Annotated in this window: 12 protein-coding genes and 2 pseudogenes; 7 read left to right on the top strand and 7 right to left on the bottom strand. The window is 73.9% G+C overall.

Features of this window, described 5'->3' with window-relative positions; translation table 11 throughout:
- Positions 1 to 7 precede the first annotated feature (7 nt).
- Positions 8 to 4,912 (bottom strand): CHAT domain-containing protein, encoded by a 4,905-nt coding sequence (locus tag ACI1MP_RS35205; RefSeq protein ID WP_404870494.1) that lies wholly within the window; start codon positions 4,910 to 4,912, stop codon positions 8 to 10.
- The gene (locus tag ACI1MP_RS35200; protein ID WP_404870493.1) at positions 4,909 to 8,433 is read right to left on the bottom strand and encodes a right-handed parallel beta-helix repeat-containing protein; all 3,525 of its coding nucleotides are present in this window, start codon (positions 8,431 to 8,433) and stop codon (positions 4,909 to 4,911) included. Before ACI1MP_RS35200 ends, ACI1MP_RS35205 begins: the two co-directional genes overlap by 4 nt.
- A gap of 140 nt (positions 8,434 to 8,573) precedes the next feature.
- On the opposite strand from ACI1MP_RS35200, the gene ACI1MP_RS35195 reads away from it, so the two are divergent.
- The 3 genes from ACI1MP_RS35195 to ACI1MP_RS35185 all read left to right on the top strand — a co-directional run bounded on the left by ACI1MP_RS35195 (position 8,574) and on the right by ACI1MP_RS35185 (position 11,607).
- On the top strand, positions 8,574 to 8,915 hold the full coding sequence (locus tag ACI1MP_RS35195; protein ID WP_404870492.1) for a ferrous iron transport protein A: 342 nt from the start codon (positions 8,574 to 8,576) through the stop codon (positions 8,913 to 8,915).
- Positions 8,916 to 8,982: 67 nt separating this feature from the next.
- Positions 8,983 to 10,656 (top strand): AMP-binding protein, encoded by a 1,674-nt coding sequence (locus ACI1MP_RS35190; protein ID WP_404870491.1) that lies wholly within the window; start codon positions 8,983 to 8,985, stop codon positions 10,654 to 10,656.
- An 84-nt stretch (positions 10,657 to 10,740) separates the two neighbouring features.
- Positions 10,741 to 11,607, top strand: coding sequence for a DMT family transporter (locus ACI1MP_RS35185; protein WP_404870490.1), 867 nt, complete (start codon positions 10,741 to 10,743; stop codon positions 11,605 to 11,607).
- A gap of 51 nt (positions 11,608 to 11,658) precedes the next feature.
- Here ACI1MP_RS35185 and ACI1MP_RS35180 read toward each other — a convergent pair whose 3' ends face one another.
- From ACI1MP_RS35180 to ACI1MP_RS35170, 3 genes are all read right to left on the bottom strand, one after another.
- Entirely contained in the window at positions 11,659 to 13,854 is a 2,196-nt protein-coding gene (locus ACI1MP_RS35180) for a M4 family metallopeptidase (protein ID WP_404870876.1), read from the bottom strand.
- Between the two features lie 474 nt (positions 13,855 to 14,328).
- Positions 14,329 to 15,099 (bottom strand): sigma 54 modulation/S30EA ribosomal C-terminal domain-containing protein, encoded by a 771-nt coding sequence (locus ACI1MP_RS35175; protein ID WP_404870489.1) that lies wholly within the window; start codon positions 15,097 to 15,099, stop codon positions 14,329 to 14,331.
- Between the two features lie 133 nt (positions 15,100 to 15,232).
- Positions 15,233 to 15,967, bottom strand: a complete 735-nt coding sequence (locus ACI1MP_RS35170) for a DedA family protein (protein WP_404870488.1) — start codon at positions 15,965 to 15,967, stop codon at positions 15,233 to 15,235.
- Positions 15,968 to 16,074: 107 nt separating this feature from the next.
- Between ACI1MP_RS35170 and ACI1MP_RS35165 the strand changes: the two are divergent.
- Together ACI1MP_RS35165 and ACI1MP_RS35160 are read left to right on the top strand one after the other, a co-directional pair.
- A pseudogene (locus tag ACI1MP_RS35165) lies at positions 16,075 to 16,605 on the top strand (TerD family protein); the annotation flags it as partial.
- Positions 16,606 to 17,349: 744 nt separating this feature from the next.
- Positions 17,350 to 18,270: pseudogene (locus ACI1MP_RS35160) on the top strand (vWA domain-containing protein); the annotation flags it as partial.
- A gap of 7 nt (positions 18,271 to 18,277) precedes the next feature.
- On the opposite strand, the gene ACI1MP_RS35155 reads toward ACI1MP_RS35160, so the two are convergent.
- Positions 18,278 to 18,886 carry a CBS domain-containing protein gene (locus tag ACI1MP_RS35155; protein ID WP_232733981.1) on the bottom strand — a complete coding sequence of 203 codons (609 nt, stop codon included), beginning with the start codon at positions 18,884 to 18,886 and terminating at the stop codon, positions 18,278 to 18,280.
- Positions 18,883 to 19,404 carry a pyridoxamine 5'-phosphate oxidase family protein gene (locus ACI1MP_RS35150; RefSeq protein ID WP_380333258.1) on the bottom strand — a complete coding sequence of 174 codons (522 nt, stop codon included), beginning with the start codon at positions 19,402 to 19,404 and terminating at the stop codon, positions 18,883 to 18,885. The genes ACI1MP_RS35155 and ACI1MP_RS35150 overlap by 4 nt, the downstream gene beginning before the upstream one ends.
- Positions 19,405 to 19,604: 200 nt before the next feature.
- Between ACI1MP_RS35150 and ACI1MP_RS35145 the strand changes: the two genes are divergently transcribed.
- Positions 19,605 to 21,200 carry a M4 family metallopeptidase gene (locus tag ACI1MP_RS35145; RefSeq protein ID WP_380333259.1) on the top strand — a complete coding sequence of 532 codons (1,596 nt, stop codon included), beginning with the start codon at positions 19,605 to 19,607 and terminating at the stop codon, positions 21,198 to 21,200.
- A gap of 47 nt (positions 21,201 to 21,247) precedes the next feature.
- Positions 21,248 to 21,601 (top strand): zinc ribbon domain-containing protein YjdM, encoded by a 354-nt coding sequence (locus tag ACI1MP_RS35140; RefSeq protein WP_189272000.1) that lies wholly within the window; start codon positions 21,248 to 21,250, stop codon positions 21,599 to 21,601.
- Positions 21,602 to 21,667: the final 66 nt, after the last annotated feature.

Genomic DNA, 21,667 nt, shown 5'->3' with positions numbered 1-21,667 from the left:
CCGGGGCTCACGGCCCGATGTGGACGTGCGCGGCCCACAAGTGCGGTGCGGGCAGCAGGCGTTCACGCAGTGATCGGACGGCGTGGTGCAGGGCGAGTGACGGGTCGAACGGCAGGCCCTCGGCGGCGTCCTCCGACAGCGCGGTGTAGAACTCGCCGGTGACGTGGCGGGCGATCTTGTCGGAGACGCTCCAGAGCGTGCCGACGACGTGGGCGAAGCCGGCCAGCTGGAAGGACGGCGCCAGGTGCACCGCCTCGTCCGGCAGGTCGAGACCGCCCTGGGAGGTCGAGCACGCGGAGAGGAAGGCGAGTTCGGCGTCGACCGGGCGGCGTGCGGACAGGTCGAGGGCGCTGAGCCGGCCGTCGTGGAGGACCAGTCCGCTGTTCGACGGGCTGGCCGGGTCGCTGACGCCGTGACAGCTGAAATGCACCCAGGAGTGCCGGTTCAGCGCCCGGCGCACCCGTTCCACGGTGGCCTGCTCGCCGTCCAGCCGCAGACCGTCGGGGAAGAGCTCGGCCACCAGCGCGGCCTCGGGTCCGGCGCCCGGCAGCGGCGGGCCGCCCGGCGTCTGCGCGAGCGAGACCACCAGCGGAGCGGGGCGACGACGGGGCGGACCGGCGTCGGCAGGCCTGCGGCGGGCCCGCAGCAGCGACCGCAGCGTCGGCGTGTACGAGGACACCACCCGGTCCATCGCCCAGGTGCCGGGAATGCCCTGGCCCTTGCCCGCGGCGTGCAGCGGCAGGAACGCCAGCCGGCCGGTCGGGCACCACCACAGCCGCGGCCACGGCTCCCCGTCCAGCGGGGTCCCGCGCAGGCCGAGCCGGTCCAGGACGGGCGCGGCCACGGCCTCCCACAGCCACCCCAGGGCGGTGCGTTGCGTCTTCATCATGTGCGTGGCCCGGTTCACACCCCGGTCCCCGTACGCGGCGTCGATCGACTCCTCGGTGAAGGCCTGAATGGCCAGCGTGATGTGCAGGGGCGTGAGGTCCGGCAACTCCACCACCTCGATGCGCGGCGGGCCGCCGTCGGGAGCGACCAGGAGCAGGGCGTGCGCGCCGTAGTCGCTGACGTTGACCACCACCACGGGGCCGTGCTCCGCCACCGAGAGCAGCTGATGGACGGTCGGCGGGCGCAGGAAGTCCTCCAGGTCGGGCAACGTGCGGATCTCTTCCAGGAGTCGGTCCCAGCGGCGGGACATGGCGTGGCGTTCCTCGGCGTCCCGCAGGGCGGCCGCATCCGCTCCCGCCGCGCCCTGGGCGAAGAACGTGTCGGACGCCTCCGCCGACGCGAGGGGGTGCTCGCGGCTCAGCCGGTCCCGGATCGCCTCGAACTCCGCGGCGCGGGCCGGGTCGAGCTCGCGCAGCCGGGACAGGTCGCCCTGGTACTCCAGGCCCTGCGCCAGCAGCACGCACCGCCCCTGTTCGAGCAGCGTCAGCGCCCCGGCGGGGTCGCCGGCCAGGATCGCCAGCGTCGCCGCCGCGCCGGCCACCCCCCAGGAGGACGCCAGCCGGTCCTCCTGGTCGAGCCGGGCCAGATGGCGGGGCGCCACGCCGGGAAGCAGGGCGACCGCGTGCTTGAAACCGTTCAGGGCCTCGGCGGGCAGGCCGGCGTCCGCGGCGATGCTGCCCCACGTCCGCGCCGCCTGGAGACGGGTGTGCGGCGGGAACGCCCGGTCCTCGGCCGTGCGCCGGATCAGCCGGATCGCCTCGGCCAGGTCGACCCGTTCGCCGCTCTTGGCCCGCCGCACCTGCGCCTGCGCCAGCGCCCGCCGGGCCAGCGCGGAGATCGGCGCGGTGTTCGCCGCGTCGTCGGCGAGGGCCTCGCGGGCAGCGGCGGCCGCCCGCCGCAGGGCCGTCCGGGCGGCGCGCTCGGGGAGCAGGTCCGCGAGGCCGAGAGCGGCGTCGGCGAGCCGGGCCAGCGCGAGCGGGCGCAGCGGATGCGAGGAGCCCAGCTCCTCGAGCAGCACGTCGAACCGTCGGAACGCCTCGGCGGTGGCAGGCAGGTCCTTCGTCGAGCGGGCCTGCGCGAACCGCAGCACGGCCAGGTTGAGCGCGGCCCGCTCCCGGGCCAGGGACATCCCCGGACGCCGCTCCGCGGCCTCCTTCAGCAGCGCGAACGCCTGCTCGCGCAGCGCGGACTCCCCGGTCGTCACCGACAGGTCGAACAGCGCCATGGCGAGGTTGTTCAGCACCACCGGGCGCTGCGCCGAGGACGGCCCGGTGTGCTCCAGCGCGGCCCGGAACACGGCCACGGCCTGGAGCTCCCAGGCGCGGTCGCCGGTCCGGCCCGCCCGGTCGAGCAGGGCGACGCCGAGGTTGGTGAGGGCCAGGCCGCGGTTGTCGTGGCCGTCCGGCGCGACGTCGACGGCGGCCCTCAGCGTGCCGAGGGCGCCGTCGAGGCGCTCGGCCTCGCCGGACTCGACGGCCACCGACCATTCGAGGTAGCCGAGGTCGGCCTGGATCGAGGCGCGCTCCGGGTCGTCCGCGGGCAGCCGGTCCAGCGCGGTGCGGCAGTACGCCATCGCCTCGGCGCGCAGCCGCGGGTCCGGCCGGTAGCCGTGCAGGTTGGCGAGGCAGGTGGCGAGCCCGCTGAGGGCGGCCGGGTCGGGTTCCGGCGCGGTCAGGGCGACGGCCTCGCGGAGGTGCTCGACGGCGTGCTCCAGGTGTGTCGGGTCGCCGGTGAGGTGGTAACGCAGCCGGAGGTTGCGGCCGAGCGCCGCCAGGAATTCCGCCCGGTCGGTGGAGTCCAGGTCCGCATCGTCGCCGTCCGGCACGGCCAGGGCCTCGGCGAGCAGGTCGGAGGCCCGGTCGAGGGCGGCGATGTCCGAGCGCATCCAGGCGACCGAGGAGAACACCCCGGCGGACAGGACGGCCAGGTGTGGCCGCCGCGGGTCGCCGGTCGGGACCAGCTCCAGGGCCTGTTCGAGCGGGCCCGCCGCCCCGGCCACCAGTTCCTCCATGCCGCCGTGCTCGGCGAGGCCCAGCACGGCCGCACCCAACGTCGTCCGGTGGAGCACCCGGTCGGCGGCGGTGCACTCCTGGTCGGCCGCCACGACCGCGCCCAGCACCCGGGCGCCCTCCAGGCGGGCGGCCGGGTCGCGGGTGTCCTCCGCGTGCTGCACCCAGCGGGTGCCGAGCCGGAACTCCAGCTCGATCCGCCGCGGGTCGCCGACCGGCAGCAGGGCGATCGCCCCGGTCATCGACGCGACGGACCGCTGCCAGGCGTCCCGGTCGCCCGGCGCGACCCGCCGGGCCCGGGCCGTGCCCAGGGAGAACCGCACCTCCGCCTCGAACCCCGGCCCGGGGGACGGCAGTTCGAGACACTCCCGGTAGCGTGCCACCGCTTCGGCCGCCCGCTCCTCCCGATCGTCCCGCACCGCGGATTCGAGCAGGCAGTCGGCCAAGTACCGCAGCGCCTGCGCCCGTTCGACCGAGGGCCCGGGCAACTCCCCGACGAGCCCCCGCAGCAGCGCGAGCGGTTCGGTCGACGGATCGTCGCTGCCGGCCGCCTCGGCCCGCAGACCCAGCAGGTTCGCCAGGGTGTTCCCCTGCTCGACCCGGCGCGACGGCATCGACGCCGGGGTGGCCTCGAAGGCCTCGGTGGCCCGGGCGACGGCCGCCGCGAGGTCCGCCGGCTGCCCGTCCGTCAGGTAGCGCCTGGTCAGGGCGAGGGCGAGCAGCCCCCGGGTGTCGGCGAACAGTGCACTTCCGACCGGCGAGAGCTCGGCCGCCTCGTACGCCGCGGTCAGCGCGAGCGACGTGGCCCCGGCGTCGTCCACGGCCGCGGACCTGAGCAGGATGAGACCCAGGTTGCACAGGTACTGCCGCCGGGTGGCGTCGGTGGGCGCGGTCTCGGCGGCCTGCCGGCACAGCGCCACGCCTTCGGCCCGCAGCGCGGCCGCACGCTCCGACTCCGCCGCGGCCGGCGATCCGGTCTCCGCCGTGGCCCCGGCCGCCTGCCCGGCCTGGGTGATCAGCACCAGGCCCAGATAGCAGAGCCGTTCCGGGTGGCCGGCGCGGTCCGTGAGGTCGGCGGCGGTGGGGTCGGCGGTGCGGAGCGCCTCGCGGAGCACGGCGGCGGCTTCCGGCAGGGCGGTGCGGTCGCCGAAGAAGACGGCGGACTGGGTGAGGGCCACTCCCAGTTCGACGCGGCAGGCGGCGAGTTGGGGATCGTCCGGCGGGCAGAGGCGCAGTGCGGTGCGGATCTCGGAGACGGCCTCGCGGATGGCGCCGTCGGCGAGGCCGGCGTCGGACCAGAAGCGCAGGGCGGTGCCCAGGTTGGCGTGGCGGCGGGCCTGTTCGCCGGGTGCGCCCGGCACGGCGGCGACGGCGGCGCGGCAGGCCTGGACGGCTTCGGCGAGCGAGGACAGGTCGGTGCGGTCGAAGTGGTCGTTCAGCAGGGCCACGCCGAGTGCGGAGAGGACGGCGCCCCGCAGCGGCGTGTCCGGCGGGCATTCGACCGCCGCGTGGCGCAGCAGGGGGACGGCCGCGGCGGGCGCGCCGGGGTGCCGCCAGCGCTGGTACGCCAGGACCAGCGCGATCCCGGCGGCGTGCGCCCGCTCGACGCCCGGCCCGGTCGGCGGGCTCTCCCCGTCGATCACCGCGAGCACCTCCGCGAACTCCGGCGCGACCCGTTCCGGGAAGTGGCGGCGGGCCAGTTGCAGGCAGAGCAGTGTCTCGCCGAGGAGGGACGGGTCGCGCTGGTCGTCGGCCCAGAAGCCGAGCAGGTCGCTGAAGCCGAGGGCGAGGGCGTGCTCCGGCGGGACGTCCGAGCCGGGCGGCACCCCGGCGGCCCGGAGGACGGCGGTGGCCGCGTGGGCCTCGGCGGTGCCGAACCACGACATGAGGTCGGGGTCGGTCGCCACCTGGTCGAGGCGGGCGGCGAGCAGGTCGAAGGCTTCGTCGGCGTTCACAGCCAGGTGCTCTCCTCGGGAAGGTCGTCCGCCAGCAGCACCACCAGGTCCTCCCGGCTGGGGGTGTCGCCGCCGGCCAGTCGGGAGGCCTGGTGTTCGACCATCTCCTCCAGCAGGGTGCGGGCGTCGCGGGCGTTGGCGGGGTCGCCGCGCAGTTCGCGACGGGTGAAGCGTTCGACGAGGAGGTCCGTCACCTCGGGGGCGAGGCGGTAGGCGTGGCGGTCGGCTTCGCGGGCGACGATCTCGGCGAGTTCGTCGGGGTCGTACGGCTCGAACTCGAGGATGCGGGAGAAGCGGGAGCGCAGGCCGGGGTTGGAGTCGAGGAAGGCCCGCATCTCCTCGGTGTAGCCGGCGGCGATGACCACGACGTCGTCCCGGTGGTCCTCCATCAGTTTGGTGAGGACGTCGATGGCTTCCTGGCCGAAGTCGCTGTTCGAGCCGAAGCGTCGCGCCAGGCTGTACGCCTCGTCGATGAACAGCACGCCCCCGGAGGCGCGGTCGAAGGCCTGGCGGGTCTTCTGCGCGGTGTGTCCGAGGTACTCGCCGACCAGGTCGCCGCGGGCGACCTCCACCAGGTGGCCCTTCTTCAACGCGCCGAGTCCGGCCAGGATCTGGCCGTACAGCCGGGCCACGGTGGTCTTTCCGGTGCCGGGCGGGCCGGAGAAGACCAGGTGGTGGGCCCGCGGCGGCGGGGGGAGGTCGGCGTCGGTGCGCCAGCGGGACAGCCGGAGCAGGTCGATCTGGACGTCGACCTGCCGCTTGGCCTCGGCGAGGCCGATCATGCGCTGGAGTTCGGCGATCGGGCCGGCCTCGGGCTGCAGGATGTCCTCCGGGGTGTCGCCGGTGCGGACGTTCTCCAGCACCACCCGTTCGTTGGGGACCACGGCCTCGCCGGTGCAGCCGGTGATCTCACAGTCCTCCAGGCGGCCGTAGACATGCTCGCCCAGGCTGATGCCGTCGCTCCCGGCGCCGTGCACCCGGACCCTGGTGAGGAGCAACTGGCTGTTCTCGCTCGCCTGGACGCCCTTGCCCCGGGCGCCGGTGATCTCCAGGGTGTTGATGTCCACGGTGGTGTTGCCGAGGGTCAGCAGCCCGGCCTCGCCCGGTTTCGCGATGGTGCAGCCCTGGGCGGTCAGCCGGGTGTCGTCGCGGCAGTTCAGGCCGAACAGGCCGGGCTGTTCGATGGTGATCTGTTCGGCGGTGACGCGTGCGCTGTCCTGCAGCACCAGCCCGGAGGCGGTCGCCTTGCTGATGACGGCGCCTTTCAGCTGGACGGTCACGCCGGTGCCGTGTCCGAACACGCCGTTCTTGCAGCGCTCCAGGCGCAGCCCGGTGAGTTCCACCGCCGAGCCCTCCTGGATCTGGACGCCGCTGTTGGAGTGGTCGCGGATCTCCAACCGGGCGAAGGTGCCGCGCGCCTTGTGCACCTGGACGCCGGTGGCGCCGAAGGTGATGAAGCAGTCGTCGACCGTGGGGACGCCGCCGGAGGCGACGCCGATGCCCAGACGGCCGGCCCGGTCGATCCGGCACTTCTCCAGTCGCCCGCGTCCCTGGTCCTCGACGAGCACCCCGGTGTCCCGGCAGCCCGCGAACTGGCAGTCGCGGACCTTGGGGTCGGCGCCGCGGGCCACGTACAGCCCGGTGGTGGCGCCGTTGACGTTGGTGGCCTGGACGGTGCCCTGCGCCTGGTGGTCGTAGGAGATGCCGGTGGCGTGCACCTCGTCGATCCGGGAGGCGAGGATCTGCACCGCGGTGTGGTCGCCCGCGGCGACGGCGGTGTCGCCGGTGCCCCGGAACTCGCAGCTGCGGATCTCCGCGGTCGACGCGGCGGTGACGTCGATGCCGCGGCCCCGGCTGTCCGTCACCGTGCACTCGGTGACGGTGGCTTTCGCGCGGTCCTTCAGCACCAGTGCGTGGCCCCGGGCGGAGCGGAACGCGGTGCGCTCCAAGGTGCCGGTGGCGCCGACGAGTTCGGTCCGGCCGGCGATGATCTCGCTGTCCCGCAGGACGAGTTCGGCACCCTGCGAGGCGAGCAGCGCGTACTCCGCCGGGCCGTCGATCCGGCAGTGGCGCAGTTCCAGGTGGCCGGTGACGGCGACGGCGGTGGGCCCGCGGCCCTCCAGCGTCAGGGAGTCGAGCGTGACCTGGCCCGCGCACTCCAGGGCGGAATCCTCGGGGGTCTCGATCACCACCTCGCCCGCGCCGTGGGCCTTGGCCAGTTCGACGGTGCCGGACAGCACCAGCGGCCCCGCCTCCCGGTACCGGCCGGGTTCGATCAGCAGCCGCCGCGGCCGGTCGTCCGACGTGGCGTGCAGTGCGGCGCCGATGCTCCGGTGCGCCGAGCCGCGGCCCTGGCCGATCCGGACGGTGACGGCCGCGCCCGCGACGGACTCGGCCCGGACGGTGTGCCCGGGGAGGAGGTTCGCGTGGTACGGCGCGAGCGCGTTCGCCAACTGGGCGGGGAAGACCGCGAGTCCGTTCATCTGGGCGAGCACCGGCGAGGTCAGCGGCAGGAGCTGCACGGCCTGCCCGTCGGCGCGGAAGGACCAGTGCGGCAGCTTCGCCGGCGGGCTCGCCCCCGGGTTGAGCCGGGCGAGCACCGCCCGCACCGGGATCCGCTGCCCGGCGCGGGGGACGGTGTGCTGCCCGATCTCCAGCGAGGCGATCTCGGACCACGGCACGGCCCGCTCGTAGCCGCCGACGGTCACCACGACGCCCCGGTTCTCCACCCGCAACTCGCAGGGCCGGGACAGCCGCAGGATCAGCCGCCGGGTGCCGATCGCGCCGAACACCGCCAGGGTGAGGACCACCAGGAACGGTTGGAAGGGGGAGTAGTCGTCGAGCGCGGTCATGATGAGGACGGAGCCCGCGACCACCAGCAGCAGCACCAGCTGGGCCAGCCGCAGCATGACCCGGCCCGACCAGGTCAGCAGCGCGCCCGCCGCGAACACCGAGGCCGCGCCGGGGCCGTCCGGCAGCCGGGTCGTCCCGCCCCACCGGTCCGACAGCCGCGGGACGAACACTTCGTCGAGGCGCTCCGCCGGCACCGCCAGCGGCGCCAGGTCGAGCAGGATCCCGTGCCACGGCGCCGACCAGCGCGGCGAGCCGCTCGCCTCCAGCCCGGCCGGTTCGACCAGCGAGGTCCGCACCAGCAGCGAGCCCCGGAAGTACGGGGCCTCGTAGGCGGCCACGAAGCCGCGCATCGGGAGCACGCACACGCCGTCGACCGCGTCCCAGGGCAGCCGGACCTTCCGCAGGCCGCCGCGGAGTTCGAGGAACTCGGGGTCGACCACCACCGTGGTGGGCGCCAGGGCGTGAAGTGCCTGCCGGACCAGCACCACCGCCCACACCACGGCCGTCACGCCGTCGACCAGTATCGGCAGCGGCTGCGTCGCCACGCCCGTGAGCACCGGCAGCCCGCAGCCGACGAACGCGCCGGCCGCGAACAGCGCGACGGCCGCCCGCCGCCGCCGGTACTGCGGCGACGGCCGCAGCCGCACCTGCGCACTCTCCCGAGTCATCGAACCCCCCGTGAACCCCCGACTGTCCCTTCGTGCCATCAAATCAGCGAACTCCCGCCGCGGGACGCCGATTTGGTGATTCCGCCCGAGCGGGCGAAAACCGGTGGCCCGGCGAGTGCCCGGCCAGCAGGATGATCGCCATGGCCAACGACCCACCCCTCGACCCGGAGCAGCCCCGGGACCGGACAGCCTTCGAACAGCTCACGGACCGCCCGCTCGGCCGGCGCCGGCCCGCCCGCGTACTCCTCCCCGGCGCCCGGGTCACCGTCGTCCGCTCCACGGAGTGGGACGGGCCCTGGCAGGTCGAGTTCCAGGGCACGGTCGACGACCTGGCCGCGCCCGAGCCCGTCGATCACCCCCGGGCCCGGGACTGCGAGTCGGTGTACTGGGTGCGCTTCGACGCGCCGCAGTACGACGCCGACGGGGACGGCCCGTACCGCAAGGCGCTGATCTGGGAGCGGTACCTGCGCCCGGAGGACTGATTCGCCGTCGAGCGGGCGCGCACCACCCCCACTTGGAGACTGGTCAACGGGCCCTCCGGTGGCCAGCATGGGTACTCGTCGATCTGCACCACCGCGCCCAGGAGGCCCCGTGTCGCACGCCCCGAGCCAGCCGAGCCACTCCTCAGGACCGACCGGCACCCCGCTGCTCGGCGACACCGTCGGAGCGAACCTGGTCCGGGCCGTCCGGGCCTTCCCGGAGCGCGAGGCGCTGGTCGAGTGCGCCACCGGCCGCCGTTGGACGTACGCCCGGTTCGCCGCCGACGTCGACGCGGTGGCGCTCGGGCTGCGCGCCAAGGGCGTCGGCCGCGGCGACCGGGTCGGCATCTGGGCGCCCAACCGCGCCGAGTGGACGCTCACCCAGTACGCCACCGCCAAGCTCGGCGCGATCCTGGTCACCGTCAACCCCGCATACCGCTCGCACGAGTTGGAGTACGTCCTCAACCAGGCGGGCGTACGCCTGCTGGTCGCCGCCCGGCAGTTCAAGAGCTCCGACTACGCGGCCATGGTCGACGAAGTCCGGCCGCGCTGCGCCGCGCTGACGGACGTGGTGCTGCTGGACGGCCCGGACTGGGACGAGCTGCTGCTGACCGGCCGGCAGGGCGATCCGGCGGTGCTGGCCGGGATCGGGGAGGAGCTGTCCGCCGACGACCCGATCAACGTCCAGTACACCTCCGGCACCACCGGCTTCCCCAAGGGCGCCACCCTCTCGCACCGCAACATCCTCAACAACGGTTACTTCGTAGGGGAGTTGTGCGGCTACACCGAGCAGGACCGGATCTGCCTCCCGGTGCCGTTCTACCACTGCTTCGGCATGGTGATGGGCAACCTCGCCGCCACCTCGCACGGCGCCTGCATGGTGATCCCCGCGCCCGCGTTCGACGCCCCCGCGACGCTGGCCGCGGTCGCCGCCGAGTCCTGCACCTCGCTGTACGGCGTGCCCACCATGTTCATCGCCGAGCTCGCCGACCCGGACTTCGACGGCTACGACCTGAGCAGCCTGCGCACCGGCATCATGGCCGGCGCGCCCTGCCCGATCGAGGTGATGAAGGACGTCATCGGCCGGATGGGCATGACCGAGGTGTCCATCTGCTACGGCATGACCGAGACCTCCCCGGTCTCCACCCAGACCCGCGCCGACGACTCGATCGAGCGCCGGGTCTCCACCGTCGGCCGGGTCGGACCGCACCTGGAGGTCAAGGTGGTGGACCCGGCCACCGGCGGCACCGTGCCGCGCGGCGACACCGGCGAACTGTGCACCCGCGGCTACTCGGTGATGCTCGGCTACTGGGGCGAGCCGGAGCGGACCGCGGAGGTGATCGACCCCGACGGCTGGATGCACACCGGCGACCTCGCCGTGATGGACGAGGACGGCTACCTGAGCATCACCGGCCGCAGCAAGGACATGGTGATCCGCGGCGGCGAGAACCTCTACCCCCGGGAGATCGAGGAGTTCCTGTACACCCACCCCGACGTGCTCGACGTCCAGGTGATCGGCGTCCCCGACGCCCGGTACGGCGAGGAGCTGATGGCCTGGGTGCGGATGCGCGAGGGCGCCCGCCCGCTCACCGCCGAAGCGGTCCGCGAGTACTGCACCGGCCGGCTCGCCCACTTCAAGATCCCGCGCTACGTGCACGTGGTCGACGAGTTCCCGATGACCGTCACCGGCAAGATCCGCAAGGTCGAGATGCGCGAACAGGCCGCCCGGCTGCTGGGCGACTGACGGGCCGTCGGAAGACCTGCCCGTCCGGCGCAATCGGGGCGGGGGAAGCACGGCTGCGCCACCGGGACGGGAGAGCATGGGGGCGTGCCCGCACTCGCCGTCCTGTTCGCCGTGCTCAGCGCCGCCTCCAACGCCGCCGGCACCGCGTTCCAGCGCAAGGCGGCCGCCAAGCTCGGCCGCGGCGGCGGCCTGCGGTTCGTGCTCACCCTGGCGCACGACCCGGCCTGGCTGATCGGCATCGCCGGGGTGACCGGGGCGGCCCTGTTCCAGGCGCTGGCGCTGAGCTTCGGGGCGCTCGCCCTGGTGCAGCCGGTGTTCGTGCTGGAACTGCCGTTCGCGCTGCTGATCGCCGCCCCGCTGCTGCACCGCCGACTGCCCCGGGCCGGCTGGGCCGGGGTGGGCGCCGTGGTCGGCGGCCTCGTCGTGTTCCTCGCCGGTGCCGCGCCCACCGGGGGCACCGACCAGGCCCCGATGAGCCGCTGGGTGCCCGTGCTGGCGGGCTGCCTCGGCATGATGGCGGCCGCCGTGCTCGCCGCCCGGCACTGGCGCACCCCGGTGGTCCGGGCCGGCGCGCTGGGCAGCGCGGCGGCCGTCGGCAACGCGCTGACCGCCGCGCTGCTGAAGTCCGCCACCGGCACCTTCGCCGACCACGGCCCCGGCGCGTTCTTCTCGGTCTGGCAGACCTACGGCTTCGCGCTCACCGGGATCGCCGCCGTCCTGCTGCTGGAGAACGCGCTGCAGGCCGGGTCGCTGGCCGTCTCGCAGCCCGCCCTCACCATCGGCGACGCCGGGGTCAGCCTGCTGCTCGGCGTGGCGCTGTTCGACGAGACGGTGCGCACCGGCTGGTGGCTGCTGCCCGAACTGCTCGGGCTGGCCGCGGTGATCGGCGGCGTGCTGACCCTGGTGCGGGCCGTCCCGCACATCCAGGAGGTCGTCCGCTCCCGGAAGTGAGCTTCCGGGAGCGGACGACCTCGGCGCAGGGACGGTCGGAGCAGGGACGGATCAGAAGACGAGCTTCCAGCCGTCGACGTAGCCGCTGTCGCCCCGGTACATGTCCTGGACCTTCAGCCGCCAGGTGCCGTTGGCGGGCTGGGCGGAGGCGTCCACCGTGTAGGTCTCGAAGACGTTGTCGGCCGAGTCGCCGACGTTGCTCTTCTTCAGCGAGTACACCGTGCCGTTCGGGCCGACCAGGTCGATGACCAGGTCACCGCGCCAGGTGTGCTTGATGTCCACGGCCACCTTGAGGTCGCTCGGCGCCTGGCCGGCGAGCCGGTCGACGACGATGTCCGAGAAGACCGCGGCGCCGGCGTCCGGGATCGGCGTCCGGGTGGTGTTCTCGACGACGGCCCTGGCGACCTTCCAGGTGAACGTCGTGACGCTGTTGCTGTGGTGGGAGGCCTTGGCGTCGACGGTGACCGTGTAGGTGCCCGGCGTGGTCGGGGTGCCGGTGATGCGGCCGGTGACCGGGTGGAGCTTCAGGCCGTCGGGGAGACCGGTCGCGTGGAAGGTGAGCTGACCGGGGTTGAAGTTGATGGCGTGGAGCTGGAGTTCGGCGGGCACGTCGACCGCGGTGACCTGGGAGGCGACGGAGTCCAGCATGATGCCGTCGACGACGCGCGGACCGACGTTGATGGCGGCCCAGGCGTTGGCGGCGTTCATGTAGGTCGTGCTGGTCTGCCCGTACAGGTCGGCGGCGGCCTTGAGGGTGGCGACGCGGGCCGCGGCGTAGTTGGTGGAGGACGTCATGTACGTGGTGAGCGCCCGGTACCAGATCTTGGCGGCGGCGTCCCGGCCGATCCCGGTCACCGACAGGCCGTCGGAGGTCGGGGAGTCGTAGTTCACGCCGTTGACGGTCTTGGCGCCGCTGCCCTCGGAGGCCAGGTAGAACCAGTGGTTGGCCGGGCCGGAGGAGTAGTGGACGTCGATCGATCCGAGGTCGGCGGACCAGGCGTCCCGGGAGCGGCCGTCCTTGGAGGGCTTGTCCATGTAGCGCAGCGGGGCGCCGGTGCCGTAGATGTCGATCTTCTCGCCGACCAGGTAGTCGCCCTTGTCCTGGGGGTTGCCGGCCCAGAACTCGATGGCGGACGCCATGATGTCCGAGGTGGCCTCGTTCAGGCCGCCGGACTCGCCGCTGTAGATCAGGTTCGCGGTGGCGGAGGTGACGCCGTGGGTCATCTCGTGGGCGCCGACGTCGATCGAGGTCAGCGGGTGGGTGTTGCCCGCGCCGTCGCCGTAGGTCATGCAGAAGCAGCTGTCGGACCAGAACGCGTTGACGTAGTTCTTGCCGTAGTGGACCCGGGTGTAGGCGCCGACGCCGTCGTCCTTGATGCCGTTGCGGCCGTGGACGTTCTTGTAGTAGTCCCAGGTGAGTTGGGCGCCGTAGGCGGCGTCCACGGCGGCGGTCTGCCGGTTGGCGACGGTGCCGTCGCCCCAGGTGTCCGTCGGGTTGGTGACCAGCGTGCGGGTGCCGCTGGTGCCGTTCAGGTCGTAGGTGCTGTGGCCGCCGCGGGTGTTGTCGGTCATCGCGAAGCCGCTGCCCGCCGCCGTGGTGCCGATGGTGACCTGGCCGGAGTACTGGCTGTTGCCGATGCCGGTCTCGATGCCCTGGTACTCGAAGAGCTTCTTGCCGGTGTTCGCGTCGGTGATGACGTGAAGCTCGGACGGCGTGCCGTCCTCCTGCGTGCCGGTGACGACCGTCTCCCAGGCCAGCGTGGGGGTGCCGGACGCCGCCCAGACCACCTTGCGGGCGTTGTCGGCCGCCGGCTCCTCGACCTGCGCGCCCTCGGCGCTGCCCAGTGCGAAGGTCCGCGCGGAGTCGGCGCTCTCCTTGGCGGTGGTGTCGACCGCGATGTCCGCCTCGGTGGCCTTGGTGACGCCCGAGGTGGAGCCGTCCGGGGCGGTGTGGACCACCAGGTCGCCGCCGAGGACCGGCAGCCCGGCGTAGGTGCGCTCGTAGCGGGTGTGCACGCTGCCGTCCGCGTCCTTCGTCACGGACTTGGCGATCAGCGCCTCCTCCGATCCCAGGCCCAGCGACCTCGCGGTCTCCGCCTTGGCCGCGTCCGCCACGGCCAGCAGCTCGCCGCGCTGGTCCGCCGACAGCTGCACCGGCAGCGCGCCCGCGACGGCCTGGACCTCGGCCGGGGCCTGCTCGGTGGTGTCGGCGGCGGCGACACCGGACGTCAGGGCGGCCGCGATCATCGCGGCGCCGGCGATCAGCGCGGTCGCGGTGACGGTCTTTCGGGAGGATCGAGTCACACGGAACTCCTTCTGCGACGGCCGCGTGGGTACGGCCGGAGTCAGCCGGGAGGGCAGGGATGGAGCCGCCCGGTAGAGCTGGTGGTTCGAACGGGTCGGACGGTGTCCGACGGGTCGCCGCATCGTCGTGGTGCACGTGCGTCTGCAAGGGCCTGTGCGGCGATGGGACGGTACAGTGCCAGCTTTGTTGGGGACGCGTCACCCATGCGGCAAGAAGTTGGCCGAAATACTTCGTTGTCGACGTAATGTCGAGGCAATCGGCCGTCAGTGAGCAGGTAATGAGCCAAAAAAGCGGGAGCCGGGGACGGCCCCACACCGTCCCCGACTCCTCTTCCCGCGCTCCCGGACGGGCCCCACACCCGCCGGGAGCTCTTCCCGCCTCCGGACAGACCCCCACGCCTGCCGAAGGCTCGACCGCTACGCGGCGGGCGTGATCAGCCCGTAGTGCCCGTCGTAACGGTGGTACATGACGTTGCCGCGGCCGGTCGCGGCATCGGTGTAGAACACGAACGGCAGGCCGCTCAGGTCCAGTCGGGCCCGCGCCTGGTCGCCCGTCAGGCACGGCACCGTCAGCCGGCTGGTCACCAGGCCCGGCACCGGCGTCGGCAGCGGGCCGGTCGAGGCCAGCCGGTAGCCGCCCGCCGCGCCCCGGTAGACCAGGCTGTCGCAACCGCTCCCGGCGTCCGTGAACAACTGGAAGTCGTAGTCCATCGCCTCCAGTTCGAACACCGCGTCCAGCGGGCCCAGCCGCGCCGCACTGTAGCTGCGGTGCCGCACCAGCCGACGCTCCTCCGGCGCACGGTGGTGGCGCTGCGGGCGGTGCTCCGGGTCCAGGCCGTCCGCCCAGCCGAGCGGCGTACGGGTCGGGCGGCGGTGGTGGCGCAGCCGGGCGATCCGCGACACCAGCCGGTCCTGGAGCAGGTCGACCGCCTCGCGCATGGTGGCCGCCGCGACGTGCGCCCGCACCGGACGCCCGTTGACGTCCACGGTGGCCTGGGCGCGCGAGGGCCGGGCCATCGCGTGGTTGGGCTCCTGCACCAGCCGCACCCGGACTCCGAGCACCGGCTCGTCCAACCGGTCCAGCACGGCCGCGATCTTCACCCGCGCATAGTCGGGGGCGCCGGCCGAAACCTCGCCGCGGGTCTCCACCAGCACCTCGGCGACACTACGGGTCTGCAGACGGTTCATCAGAAACTCCTTTCCCGATGACTCCAGCCTGCTCCCTCGCCCCGGCCGCGCAGAGGGCCGAACGGTCCACCTCCGGGAGCCGACGGGCCCTGCCGGGAGCGGGACGGTCGGCCACCGTGCGCCCGACGGACCGTCAGTCCTGCTTCGGCCCCCGGCCGTCGCGGCCCTCGTCACTGTCCTCGTCACTGCTCTCGCCGGGGCCGTCAGGGCGGTCGTCAGGGCGGTCGGCGCGGGTGTCGGCACGGCTTTCACGGCTCTCACGGCGGGCCTCGCGGCGGTGCGCGCGCACCCGCCACACCACCAGGGCCACGACCACCACCGCCGCCACCGCGACCGCCAGCGAACGCCCCACCGTGCCCTCCACCCGGGAGTACGCCGAACCCGCGAAATAGCCGAGCAGCGTGAACCCCACCCCCCAGAGCACCCCGCCGATCGCGTTGAACAGCAGGAACCGGGGGTACGGCATCCGCGACACCCCCGCCAGCGCCGGCATCAACGCCCGGAAGAACGCCACGAACCGTCCCAGCAGCACCGCGACCGGACCCCGACGGCGGATCAGGTCCTGCGCCCCCTCGACCCGGTCCGCGTGCTTGCGCAGCGTCTTCGTGCGCAGCACCGCCGGACCCAACCGGCGCCCCACCTCGTACCCCGTCGAATCGCCGAGGACCGCCGCGGACACCACCACCAGCACCATCCAGCCCAGCGACACCTTGCCCTGGTGCGCCAGCAGCCCGCCCAGCACCGCGGCCGTCTCGCCCGGCAGCACGAACCCGAAGAACAACGCGTCCTCGGCGAACACCAGGGCCCCCACCACCGCGTACACCACCGGCCCGGAGAGCCCGCGCAGCCAGTCGGTGACCGCGTGCACCAGGACCACCTCGCTCCCGGCTCGCCCACGGTCCGGCCCCCACCGTAGCGCCGGGCCCGCCGCCGCCCGCAGAACCTGCCTCCCGGGGGGCGCGTCGCACGCCCCCGATGGGCGAGACTGTGGCGGTGACCGCGAGATCCCTGGCCAAAGGCAGCAACCTCCCGATCGACGTGCCCGCCGTGCACGCCGACCTCACCTGGACACCCGCACCCGGCGTCCCCGACCTCAGCGCGGCCGCCCTGCTGCTCACCGCCGACGGACAGGCCCGCGACGCGAGCGACCTGATCCGGCGTCACCGACCCACCCACCGCTCCGGCGCGGTCCTGCACCGCGGCCGCACCGGCGGCGCCGACGCCCCCGTCGAACGGATCGAGGCCGACCTCGCGGCGCTCGACGTCCGCGACGCCGCCGTCCAGCGCGTCCTGCTGCTCGCCGCCATCGGCGACGACGGCACCTTCGGTCGGGTCCCCGATCTGACCCTGCTGATCTCCGACGCCCGCACCGGCCTGCCGCTCGCCCGCTTCGTCATCGAGGCCGGCCGGGAGACCGCGCTCATCGGCGGCGAGCTCTACCGCCGGGGCGGCCAGTGGAAGTTCCGCGCTGTCGCCCAGGGCTGGGCCAACGGCCTGAACGGCGTGGCCGCCGCGTACGGCTTCGAGCTGCCGGCGGAGGGGGATGCGGACGCGGACGTGGCCGACGGGCAGGTGCCTGCGCTGGATGCGGAGCCGGCGTCGGAGCCCGTGCCCGAGCCGCGTGCGGCGGCAGTGCCCGTGCCCACCGCGGAGTCGGCACCCGAGCCGGCGGCGGACGCCACGGGCGGGCTCGCGGTGCGGCACCCGGTGGAAGCGGCCGAGTCCGAGTCGGAGAGCGGGCACGGTTCGGTGCCGGAGCCCGCGCCGGCGCCGACGGCGGATGTCGCCGGCGGGTCCGGGGTGCCGGCGGAAGAGGCCGGCCCGGCATCGGAGAGCGGGCACGCCGCCGTGCCGGAGCCCGCGCGGCGTGCGGCGGCGGAGCCGACAGCGGACGTCACCGGCGGGTTCGGGGTGCGGCACCCGGCGGGAGAGGCTGGGCCGACCAGCGGGCACGCCGCCGTGCCGGAGCCCGCGCGGCGTGCGGCGGAAGAGGCGTTGCCCGTCACCGAGTTGGAGTCGGCGCCCGAGTTCGGGCCCGGGCCGGACGCCACTCGCGAGTTGAGGCTGCGCCCGGCGTCGCTGCCGGAGCCCCGGCCCGAGCCTGCGACCGTCCCGCAGCCCGCCCGCGGGCTGCGCCCGGCGGCGCAGCCCGTTCCCGAGCCGGTGCCGGAGCCCGGGCACGAGCCCGGGCCGTTGCCGGTGGCGGGGCTCGGGCCGGACGCCACCCGTGAGCTCAGGCTGCGCCCGGCGGACCCGCGGCCCGAGTCCCGGTCCGTCGTGCCCGCGCCGGTGCCGGGGCCGGTCGAAGTGCCGCCGCCGACGGTCACCCAGCAGCTGTCGTCCCCGCACCCGTCGGCGTCCCCGGCCGTCCCGCCGCGGCCCGCGCACGCGCCGGACTTCGCCGCCGCTGCCGAGGAACACCTCCCCGTCGACATGCGCAAGCGCCTCTCGTTGCGCAAGCAGCAGGTCGCCGTCAGCCTGCGCAAGCACGGCGCGCAGGGGGTGGTGGCGCGGATCCTGCTGGTGCTGGACGCGTCGGGGTCGATGGCGGGGCTGTACGGCCGGGGCGTGGTCGCGGACGTGGTGGAGCGGATGGCCGCCGTGGCCGCGCAGTTGGACGACGACGGCACGATGCAGGCGTGGACGTTCGCCACCAAGCCCGCCCGGCTGCCGGACCTGAGCCTGCCGGGGCTGCCGGAGTGGCTGCGGCTGCACGTGCGGCCGGGCGAGGCGAACATGAGCCTCTTCGGGCGTCGCCGGGTGCGGCCGCCGCTGCCGGACGGGCGGGTGGACATGAAGGCGGTCGGCATCCAGAACGAGGAGCAGAAGGTGATCGCCGAGGTGCGCGCGTTCGTGCACGCGCACCCGTCGCCGCTGCCCACCCTGGTGCTGTTCTTCTCCGACGGCGGCGTCTACCGCAACTCGGAGATCGAGGCGCAGTTGCGGGCGGCCGTCGAGGAGCCGATCTTCTGGCAGTTCGTCGGCCTGGGGCACTCCAACTACGGCGTGCTGGAGTACTTCGACCAGCTGCCGGGCCGCCGGGTCGACAACGTCGGCTTCTTCGCGGTGGACGACATCAGCACGCTGCCGGACCCGGAGCTGTACGACCGGCTGCTGTCGGAGTTCCCGCAGTGGATCGCGGCCGCCCGCCGCGTCGGGATCCTGAGCTGACGGAACGTCAGGCGGCGTGCGTGGTGCGGTCGGTGACCGACACCACGCCGTCGACGGCGGCGCAGAGTTCGCGCAGGGTGCGGGCGGGGCAGTGCGGGGCGGTGGTGCCGCTGAGGGTGACCTCGCCCTGGACGACGTCGACGGCGATCAGCGCGGGGCTGGCGCCTTCGACGGTGGTGAGGACCTCCTCGACGATCTCGCGTCGGATCGCCCGGTCCTCGCGGAGGAAGACCCGCAGCAGGTCGCCGCGGCTGACGGTGCCGATCAGGCGGCCGTCGGCGGGCGAGACCACGGGCAGGCGTTTGACCCGCCGACGGGTCATCAGGCGGGCGGCGGCGACCACCGTCGAGTCGGGGGTGGTGCACACCGCGGGGGAGGTCATCAGGTCGGCGGCGGTGGTGCCGGTGCCGCGCAGGTGCACGGGCGCGGGCAGCATGGACGCCGGGTCGTACTGGGCGAGTTGGGTGCGCAGCAGGTCCGCCTCGGAGACCACGCCGAGCGGCCGGTGGTCGGTGTCGACCACCGGCACGGCGGTGATGTCGTACTCGGCGAGCAGGGCGACGATCTCGCGGAAGCCCGTACCGGGGCTGACGGTGACCACGTGACGGGTCATCATCGCTCCGACGGTGCAGTGCCGCATCGCCCTTCGCCTCCTCGGTCGGTGCCGGTCGGGTGCCGACGTTCCCACTCTGCGGGGCGGGCAGTGTCGGGCGCGAGGGCCGGAGGTCCCGGTCGGCGGGGCCGGTCGGCGGGCCGGGGCGGCAGGAGTCTCAGCCCGGACACCCATTCCGGGCGGATCCGCACGGACACCGAGGGCGGCCCCGTCGCCGCGGCCGGGTGCACGGCGTCGGCGTGGCCGAGCACGGTGACCGTCCAGCCGCTGCCGTCGGTCGGGTCGACCTGGTCGGCCTGGAAGGCGACCACGGTGCCGGTCACGGCGCGCAGCAGTTCCTCGTCGGGCTGGTCGACCTGCACGCTTCCGCCGTCCACCAGGCGGTAGCGGACGGGCAGCACGGCGGGCAGGGCGTGCCGGGTGTAGACGAGCCGGCCCACCGAGTGACGGGCCATCAGGCGCAGGCACTGGCCGGGGTCGAGGGAGATGCCGTCGGGGGAGGGGGAGGGGTCGAGGGTCATGCTCCGATCCTGCGCGTCGCGCCCGCGCGGCGGGAGGGCCGTTGGTCGTTCCCGTACCGGTCGAGCGGCCCCCCGAACGGCGGGGGTGAGGGTGCTGGGATACGAACCGATTACTTTCATTTACTGTTCATAGAACTGTTTGCGTGTTCACCGACAGGCTGTCAGTCGGCCAGCCCCCAGCTACCCGACTGGAGTCACGAGTGAGCCCCTCCTCCTCCGCACGCCGCCGCACCCTCACCGCCGGCGCCCTCGCCGCGAGCGCCGCCCTGCTCGTCGCCGCCGTCCAGGTCGACACCGCCTCCGCCGCCCCGGGCCGCGACGCGGCGATCGCCCGCGCGGAGGCGAACGTCGCGCACCACGCCGAGCTGTTCGGCTTCGGCGCCGGCCAGGGCCTGAAGGTCAAGGACGTGATCATCGACGCGAACGGCGCGCAGCACGTCCGCTTCGACCGCACCTACCAGGGCCTGCCGGTGGTCGGCGGCGACCTGGTGGTGCACCAGGACGCCCGTGGCAAGCTCGCCGACTCCTCCCGCGCCAAGGGCCACAACCCGGCGGTGAAGTCCGTGGTGCCGTCCGTCTCCCCGCAGCACGGCGCCGCCGCCGCGCTGGGCCAGGCCCAGGGCATATCCGGCGCCACCGCCACCCCCGAACTGGTCGTCTGGGCCGCCGACGGCGGTGCCCGCCTCGCCTGGCAGACCACCGTCAGCGGCGAGGGCAAGCAGGGCCAGCCGACCGGCCGGGTCGTCGTCACCGACGCCACCACCGGTGAGGCGATCGAGAGTTGGGACTCCGAGCAGTCCGTCGCCGGCACCGGCCACTCCGAGTACACCGGCGACGTCCGGATCGACACCACCCAGCAGGCCGACGGCAGCTACGCGCTGATCGACCCGGTGCGCGGCCACTCCACCCGGGACGCCAGGAACCTCGGCTCCAGCAGCGTCAAGGCCACCTCCGGCAACCTGGTCACCGACGCCGACAACGTGTGGGGCGACGGCCGGAAGTTCTCCACCGACCGGACCACCGCCGCCGTCGACGCCCACGCCAACACCGCCTGGACGTACGACTACTACCTCAACACCTTCGGCCGCAAGGGCATCAAGAACGACGGCCGCGGCGCCACCGTGTTCGTCCACGTCGGCACCAACTGGGACAACGCCCAGTGGGTCGACAGCTGCTTCTGCATGATGACCGGCGACGGCGACGGCACCACCGACCCCGAGCAGGTCGACCTCGACACCATGGGCCACGAGATGACCCACGGTGTCACCAGCGCCACCGCCAACCTGCGCTACAGCGGCGAGTCCGGCGGCCTCAACGAGGCCACCAGCGACATCTTCGGCACCATGGTCGAGTGGTACGCCAACAACGCCGTCGACACCCCCGACTACCTGTTCAGCGACCAGTCCACCCCGCCGTGGCTGCGCCGCTTCGACAAGCCCTCGCTGGACGGCCGCTCCGCCGACTGCTGGAGCAAGTCGGTCGCCAAGCTGGACGTGCACTACTCCTCCGGCGTCGCCAACCACTGGTTCTACCTGGCCAGCGAGGGCAGCGGCAGCAAGACCGTCAACGGCTACACCTACAACAGCCCGACCTGCAACAACTCCACCGTCACCGGCGTCGGCAACCAGAAGGTCGCCGCCATCTGGTACCGGGCGCTGACCGTCTACATGACCTCCACCACCAACTACGCCGGCGCCCGCACCGCCACCCTGAACGCCGCCCGCGACCTGTACGGCGCCGGCTCGGCCGAGTACGCGACGGTCGCCGCCGCGTGGAGCGCGGTCAGCGTCAACTGATCGGACAGGCGTCCGGATAGCGGCCGATCGGCCGCTATCCTGGCCCGATGAGCGACAACCTTCCCCCCTGCCCCAGCTGCGCCGGCCAGTACACCTACGAGATGGACGCCCTGATGGTCTGCCCCGAGTGCGGCCACGAGTGGGCGCCCGCGGAGGAGAACGCGGCGCAGCCGGCGGGGGAGCGGGAGATCCGGGACGCCGTCGGCAACGTGCTGGCCGACGGCGACACCGTCACCGTGATCAAGGCCCTGAAGGTCAAGGGCAACGCCTCCGGCATCAAGGCCGGCACCAAGGTGCGCAACATCCGGCTGGTCGACGGCGTCGACGGCCACGACATCGACTGCCGGATCGACGGCTTCGGCGCCATGCAGCTCAAGTCCAGCGTGGTCAAGAAGGCCTGACACCGCCCTTCGTGCCCCCCGGCTCGTGCCGGGGGGCACGAGCGGTTGTTAGGGTCGGCGCGACGC

The organism is Kitasatospora griseola, from assembly GCF_044999035.1.
GTDB lineage: Bacteria > Actinomycetota > Actinomycetes > Streptomycetales > Streptomycetaceae > Kitasatospora > Kitasatospora griseola.
Note: the sequence above shows the minus strand (reverse complement) of the source record. Positions and strands in the feature narration are given on the sequence as shown.